A 6,394-nucleotide genomic window follows, 5' to 3' on the forward strand; every position below is an offset into this window, starting at 1 on the left:
GGTCAGCGGCCGATCGGCGTTTCCGCGCCCTCTGGGGGTGTCGGACACGCCCAGAGGGCCGGGCGACGGGTCAGTGCGGTCCGCGCGGGTCGTGCGGCTTGGGGTGGTCGCCGTCGTCGTCGGGCCGGCCGGGTGGCGGAGCGGGCTCGGTGGCCGTGTCCGCCGGGGTGGCGGCGTCGACCGGCCCGGGGGCCGTCGCGCCGGCGGCGTGCGCACCGGCGGGTTGGTCGGCCCGGTCGGTCGGGGGTTCGACCAGCCACTCCGGGTTGCTGTGCCGGCGCCACCACTGCCAGGCCACGATCCCGCCGCCGATCGCCAGCACGCCGGCCACGGCGAGGCCGGTGGCCAGGCCGTTGCACCGCTTCCTCCGGGCGTTGCGGGTGGCGAGGTGGCTGATCTCGGCCGAGGTGACGTTGCCGTGCAGCGCGGTCAGCGCGGCGGCGCCCCGGGTCTGGGCCTCCTGGGCGACCGGGGTGACGGCGGCGCGGGCCTCCTCGACGGCCTGGACGACCCTGGGACCGACCGTGGAGCGGGCCTGGTCGGCTGCGCGGGCGGCGGAGAGCCGGGCCGCCAGGGCGGCCTCCTGGGCGCGGTGGAAGGCCTTCAGGACGTGCTGCTGGGTTTCGGGGGGCAGGCTGGCGAAGGCGTGACCGAACTGCGGGGCGATGTGCCGGTCGTACTGGACGCGGAGGCTCTGGGCGGCCTGGGCGGCTTTCGGCCCGAGGGTGTCCAGGGCCGGGCCCAGGCGCTGCTTGGCGCCGTCCGCGAGGTGCGCGGCGGCGTCCGCGAGGTGCGCGGCGGTGTCCCGGGTCTTGGTGGCCGTCTCACGAGCCGAGTCCGAAAAGGTCACGAGTCTCTCCTCCTGGGTGGCGTCCTTTATGCACATATCCACCTGAATGCTGATCATGCATGCTGATTTGTCCACCGGCATGTCGGAGTGGGCCGTACGCGGACTGTGGGAGCGGCCGGGGAGAAGGCCCGATGTCGGATCCGCCGCAGTAGGCTGGCGATTCCGGCGGTCCCGTACGGGAGGGGAAGAACCTGATGCTGACCGGCTGCTACCGGCACCCGCAGACGGCCACCGGCGTCTCCTGCACCCGCTGTGAGCGGGCGATCTGCCCGCAGTGCATGGTGGCCGCCTCGGTGGGCTTCCAGTGCCCGGAGTGCGTCGGCGGCGGGCACGCCGGGACGCGGCGGGCGACCACCCGGTTCGGCGGGGCGATCGCCCAGGACGGCGGGCTGGTCACCAGGGTGCTGATCGGCATCAACGTGGTGGTCTTCGTGCTGGCCGCCTACGTGCTCACGCCGCGGCTGGGCCAGGTCTGGGAGCTGTACAGCGTCGGGCGGGCCGTCCTGGGCGGTCCGGACGGCGTCGCCGACGGCCCCGCCCAGTGGTACCGGCTGCTGACCTCGGTGTTCCTGCACCTGCAGTGGTGGCACATCGGGATGAACATGCTGGTCCTGTACTGGCTTGGCCCCACGCTGGAGGCGGCGCTCGGCCGGCTGCGGTTCCTGGCCCTCTACCTGCTCTCCGGCCTGGGGGGCAGCGCCCTGGCCTTCCTGATCGACGGCAACTCGCTGCGGTCGGTGGGGGCCTCGGGCGCGATCTTCGGGCTGATCGGCGCCACGGTGGTGATGCAGCTGCGGAACCGGGGCCCGCTCGCTCCGGTGATGGCGTTCCTGGTCTTCAACCTGGTCGTCACCTTCTCGCGGACGGACATCGACTGGCGGGCGCACATCGGCGGCCTGGTGGTGGGCGCGCTGACGGCGGCCGGCCTGATGTACGCCCCGCGCGAGCGCCGCGGCCTGGTCCAGGGGTTGGCGTTGGCGGGGTCGCTGGCCGTGGTGGCGGCGATGCTGATGATCGGGATGGCCCGCTACGGCGCGTGACGCCGCGGGTGTTTGTCCACAGCGGGTGCGGGGTTGTGCACAGGCTGTGTGCCGCCCGGGGTGTGGACTGCTGTTCTACGCGTGTCCTGCTGTGCGGTTTTCCCATTCTCGGGAAGTTGTGCACAGTCGTGGAAAGCCCGCGGTCGAAAAGTTATCCACAGGCTGGGGAGACTTTTCCCCAGTGTGGATAACCATGTGGATAAGCGTGACCATCCGATGATGGGGATAACCGACCGGTTTCCCGCCCGTGTCCGGGCATGCCTGACCGCCGCCCGGCACCAGTGGCCCGAAGCGGCGGAGGTGGCTCGATCGGAGCCTCAGGAGGAGCGGGAAGCTACTTCCACTGGGTGGAGACGCCGAACCCCGCGGCGATGAACCCGAAACCGACCAGGATGTTCCAGTTCCGCCAGCCCTCGACCGGGTAGCTGCCGCTGGTCACGTAATAGGTGACGATCCAGACCAGGCCGATCAGGAACAGCGCCAGCATCAACGGTGCGACCCAACTACGGCCCGAACTGATCTTCACCGTGGCCGTGGTCGGCGGGGTGTAGTCGGACTTCTTGCGGAGTCGAGACTTCGGCACGAGGAGCTCTCCTGTCGATGCGCTGTGAGACCGCGCAGAGGTGCAGCGGGGGTCGGTCTGCCGGCGACGGGCGGTGCGGAACGCACGGGACCGTTCCCGCGCGCGCCACCGGCGTCCGTTAGCGTAGTGGCTCGGTGGGTCTTAAGGAGATAAGGGTACGGTGCCTAATTTGTCGATTCCCCCTCGGCCGACCACTACCCGCCGCTCCGGCACCCGAATTGTCGGGCGTGCCCTGACCTGTGCGGTCTTCGCGCTCGCCGGACTGCTGTTCTACATCAGCGCGCAGACCGCCCGCGGCACCGACCTGCGGACCGACAACTCGCTGCTGAGCCTCGGCGACGTGATACGCCAGCGCAGCTCGCAGAACCAGCAGGCCCAGGCCCAGCTGGCCGACCTCCAGGCCCGCGCGCAGGAGCTCACCGGGCAGCAGGGCGGCAACCCCGCCGACGCCGCCCGGCTGGACGACCTGCGGCTCGGCGCGGCCCTGGAGCCGCTGCAGGGCGGCGGCCTGACCGTCACCCTGAACGACGCCCCGCCGAACGCCACCGCCCGCATCCCGGGCGTCCCCGAGCCGGGCGTCAACGACCTGGTCATCCACCAGCAGGACATCCAGGCCGTGGTCAACGCGCTGTGGCGGGGCGGAGCCGAAGGGGTGCAGGTGATGGACCAGCGGCTGATCTCCACCAGCGCCGTCCGCTGCGTCGGCAACACCCTGCTGTTGCAGGGCCGGGTCTACTCGCCGCCGTACGTGGTCCGGGCGGTCGGCCGCACCGATGCGCTGAAGGCCGCCGTGGACGGCGACCCGACGATCCGCAACTACCTCCAGTACGTCCAGGCGTACGGGCTCGGCTGGAAGGTCCAGGAGAGCGGTGACCTGACCCTCCCCGGATACTCCGGGACCACCGAGCTGCGGTCGGCGGGCGGGCAGCAGTAGCGGACCGGCCTCGCGGTCGTTGATCCCGGGTCTACTCTTGACCCCAGTCCGCTACGTCGAGGGAGCACCATGTACGGCTGGATCTGGCGTCACCTCCCGGGAAACACCCTGGTCCGCGCCGTCGTCTCGCTGCTCCTCATCGCGGGGATCGTCTATCTCCTCTTCACCTACGTCTTCCCGTGGGCGGAACCGTTGCTCCCCTTCGGTGACGTCACAGTGGACGGCGGCGAAGGTGCCGCGGCCGGCTGAACCGGCGGCCCTGCTCCTCCACCCTGCCGACCCCGCCCCGCATCCCACGGAGACCACGCGAGAATGACCACCCAGCCGACCGCGCCCCGCATCCTGGTCGTGGACAACTACGACAGCTTCGTCTTCAACCTGGTCCAGTACCTGTACCAGCTCGGTGCCACCTGCGAGGTGGTGCGCAACGACGAGGTGACCGTCGAACACGCCGTCCGCCGGTCCGGCGGCGAGGACGACCAGGGCTTCGACGGGGTGCTGCTCTCCCCCGGGCCCGGGGCGCCGGAGGAGGCCGGGGTCTGCATCGGGATGGTGCACCACTGCGCGGGGATCGGGCTGCCGGTGTTCGGCGTCTGCCTGGGCCTGCAGTCGATCGCGGTCGCGTACGGCGCGGTGGTCGACCGGGCACCGGAACTGCTGCATGGCAAGACCTCGCCGGTCGAGCACGAGGACGGCGGGGTGTTCGAGGGGCTGCCCTCGCCGCTGACCGCCACCCGGTACCACTCGCTGGCGGTCGAGCCGGCCACCGTGCCGGACGAGCTGGTGGTCACCGCGCGCACCGACAGCGGCGTGATCATGGGTCTGCGGCACCGCGAACTGCCCGTCGAGGGCGTGCAGTTCCACCCCGAGTCGGTGCTCACCGAGGGCGGCCACCGGATGCTCGCCAACTGGCTGGCGGAGTGCGGCTACCCGCAGGCCGTGGACCGGTCGGCCGGGCTCGCCCCGGTGATCGGCCGGGGCTGAGCGGCGTGACCGCGCTGCGTCCGGAGGGGCGATACCAGTCGGCGGCGGGCCCGGGGGACGGACAGCCGTACGGCGGCGCGCAGCACGGCGGCGGTCCGTACGGCGGCGGTCCGTACGGCGACGGGCAGCACCACGGCGCCGCGGCGGCGTACCCGCAGCCGTACCCGGCGCAGCCCGGACAGGGCGCCGCCGAGGAGGCCTGGGGCGTGTACGAGCAGGCCGAGCAGCCCGCCGCGTCCGGACCCGAGTACCCGTGGCTGCCCGACCAGACGCTCCAGCTGCGCCTGCCCCTCGACATCGGCGGGCCGACCGCGGAACCGGCCCCGCCCACCGGCGGCCGGGCCGAGCGCCGCAGGGCCGCCCAGGGCCGGACCTCCGTGCGCGCCGGCGTCGGTCGGCGCCGGGCGAGCGGCCGGGGCGCCGGGGCGAAGGCGCGGCCCAAGGAGTCCGCGGTCGTGGTGGCCGCGCGGCTCGTCGGGGAGCTGTGCATCACGCTCGGCGTGGTGATGCTGCTCTTCGTCTCGTACCAGCTCTGGTGGACCAATGTGCAGGCCGACGCGGCCGCCGACGGCGCCCGCAACCGGCTGGAGCAGCAGTTCGACGCGGCCCTGGCGCCGCCGAAGCCCGGGCAGCCGGCTCCGGACCCGGCCAAGCCGGAGTCGTTCGAGCCCGGCAAGGGCTTCGCCATCATCTACCTGCCCAAGCTGGGGCTGAAGTTCCCGATCGCCGAGGGCACCTCCAAGCCGGCGGTGCTCGACAAGGGCCTGGTCGGCCACTACACCGGCACCGGGATGCCGGCCGACAAGGCGGGCAACTTCGCGCTGGCCGCGCACCGCAACACCCACGGCGAGCCGTTCCGGTACATCAACCAGCTCGGCAAGGGCGACAAGATCGTGGTGGAGACCGCCACCTCGTACTACACCTACGAGGTCACCAGCAGCATCCCGGAGACCTCCCCCAACAACGTGAGCGTGATCAAGCCCGTCCCCAACGGCGCCGGTTACGCGGGCGCCGGCCGGTACATCACGCTGACCACCTGCACCCCGGAGTTCACCTCCAAGTTCCGCCTCATCGTCTTTGGCAAGATGACCGAGGAACGGCCGCGCAGCCAAGGCAAGCCGGCCGCGATCACGGGCGGGTGACCGCCCGGGCACCCGGCACGAAGGGGGAGCACCGGAGATGACGGACGAGACCGCGCAGTCGGCCGAGCCGCGGGAGGAGGCCTTCCCGCCGCCCGAGACCGGCCCCGCGCCCGCCCGGCGCGGCCGCAGCCGGGCGCTGGCCGCACTCGGCGTCTTCGGCGAGCTGCTGATCACCCTGGGACTGGTGCTCGGCCTGTTCGTGGCCTACTCGCTGTGGTGGACCAACGTCGAGGCGGACCGCTCGGCGGCCGCGGCCTCCGACCGGCTGCGCGACACCTGGGCCGCGAGCCCGACCGGCACCCCCTCGGCGCCCCCCGGCGGGACGCCCGCCCCCGCCGCGCCGTTCGCGGCCGGGGACGCGGTCGGCTTCCTGCACGTCCCGGCGATGGGCCGGGACTACCAGGTGCTGATCCGGATGGGCACCGACAGCGACACCCTGGCCGAGGGCGTGGCGGGGGTGTACGAGCAGCCCTACCGCGCCGCGATGCCCTGGGACCAGGCCGGAAACTTCGCGCTGGCCGCCCACCGGGACGGCCACGGAGCCAAGTTCCACGACCTGGACGCGGTGCACCGCGGCGCCGCGGTCGTCGTCGAGACCAAGGACAAGTGGTACGTCTACCGGGTCGACAGCACCCTGCCGGAGACGTCCAAGTACGACACCGGCATCGTCGCGCCCGTCCCGGTCGGCTCCGGCTACACCGGACCCGGCCGGTACATCACGCTGACCACCTGCACGCCGGTGTACACCTCGCGCTACCGGATGGCGGTCTGGGGGAGCCTGGTGCGGGTGGACGACGTGGACGCCAAGCGCACCCCGCCGCCGGAACTGCGCCAGCCCTGAGCCCGTCGGCCGCTGCTGCG

The 6,394-nt window shown here is 72.5% G+C and carries 8 protein-coding genes; 6 read left to right on the plus strand and 2 right to left on the minus strand.

Translation table 11 applies throughout. The features are described from left to right. Nucleotides 1–70: 70 nt before the first annotated feature. Nucleotides 71–850: a DUF5324 family protein gene (locus tag ACFV6I_RS36470; protein ID WP_380430281.1), complete on the minus strand. Its 780-nt coding sequence runs from the start codon at nt 848–850 to the stop codon at nt 71–73. Nucleotides 851–1,044: 194 nt separating this feature from the next. Here ACFV6I_RS36470 and ACFV6I_RS36475 point away from each other — a divergent pair, with 194 nt between their 5' ends. Further along, nucleotides 1,045–1,890: a rhomboid family intramembrane serine protease gene (locus ACFV6I_RS36475; RefSeq protein WP_063348452.1), complete on the plus strand. Its 846-nt coding sequence runs from the start codon at nt 1,045–1,047 to the stop codon at nt 1,888–1,890. Between the two features lie 334 nt (nt 1,891–2,224). Here the strand turns inward: ACFV6I_RS36475 and crgA are convergent, their stop codons facing one another. Next, on the minus strand, nt 2,225–2,473 hold the full coding sequence (gene crgA / locus ACFV6I_RS36480; RefSeq protein WP_063348451.1) for a cell division protein CrgA: 249 nt from the start codon (nt 2,471–2,473) through the stop codon (nt 2,225–2,227). Nucleotides 2,474–2,648: 175 nt separating this feature from the next. On the opposite strand from crgA, the gene ACFV6I_RS36485 reads away from it, so the two are divergent. From ACFV6I_RS36485 to ACFV6I_RS36505, 5 genes are all read left to right on the plus strand, one after another. Continuing rightward, the gene (locus ACFV6I_RS36485) at nt 2,649–3,407 is read left to right on the plus strand and encodes a DUF881 domain-containing protein (protein WP_063351254.1); all 759 of its coding nucleotides are present in this window, start codon (nt 2,649–2,651) and stop codon (nt 3,405–3,407) included. 69 nt (nt 3,408–3,476) lie between these two features. Then, a complete protein-coding gene (locus tag ACFV6I_RS36490; RefSeq protein ID WP_063348450.1) occupies nt 3,477–3,656 on the plus strand; it encodes a hypothetical protein in 180 nt (59 codons plus the stop codon). Between the two features lie 63 nt (nt 3,657–3,719). Beyond that, nucleotides 3,720–4,391 carry an aminodeoxychorismate/anthranilate synthase component II gene (locus ACFV6I_RS36495; RefSeq protein ID WP_063348449.1) on the plus strand — a complete coding sequence of 224 codons (672 nt, stop codon included), beginning with the start codon at nt 3,720–3,722 and terminating at the stop codon, nt 4,389–4,391. Between the two features lie 5 nt (nt 4,392–4,396). Further along, on the plus strand, nt 4,397–5,533 hold the full coding sequence (locus ACFV6I_RS36500; RefSeq protein ID WP_380430283.1) for a class E sortase: 1,137 nt from the start codon (nt 4,397–4,399) through the stop codon (nt 5,531–5,533). Between the two features lie 37 nt (nt 5,534–5,570). Continuing rightward, nucleotides 5,571–6,374, plus strand: coding sequence for a class E sortase (locus tag ACFV6I_RS36505; protein ID WP_063348448.1), 804 nt, complete (start codon nt 5,571–5,573; stop codon nt 6,372–6,374). Nucleotides 6,375–6,394 lie beyond the last annotated feature (20 nt).

It is taken from the genome of Kitasatospora sp. NPDC059803, assembly GCF_042732255.1.
GTDB lineage: Bacteria > Actinomycetota > Actinomycetes > Streptomycetales > Streptomycetaceae > Kitasatospora.

What these genes read in the sequence shown, in the direction of transcription:
- ACFV6I_RS36505 (WP_063348448.1), top strand. Translation starts at nt 5,571, where the DNA reads ATGACGGACGAGACCGCGCAGTCGGCCGAGCCGCGGGAGGAGGCCTTC.
- ACFV6I_RS36475 (WP_063348452.1), top strand. Translation starts at nt 1,045, where the DNA reads ATGCTGACCGGCTGCTACCGGCACCCGCAGACGGCCACCGGCGTCTCC.
- ACFV6I_RS36495 (WP_063348449.1), top strand. Translation starts at nt 3,720, where the DNA reads ATGACCACCCAGCCGACCGCGCCCCGCATCCTGGTCGTGGACAACTAC.
- ACFV6I_RS36490 (WP_063348450.1), top strand. Translation starts at nt 3,477, where the DNA reads ATGTACGGCTGGATCTGGCGTCACCTCCCGGGAAACACCCTGGTCCGC.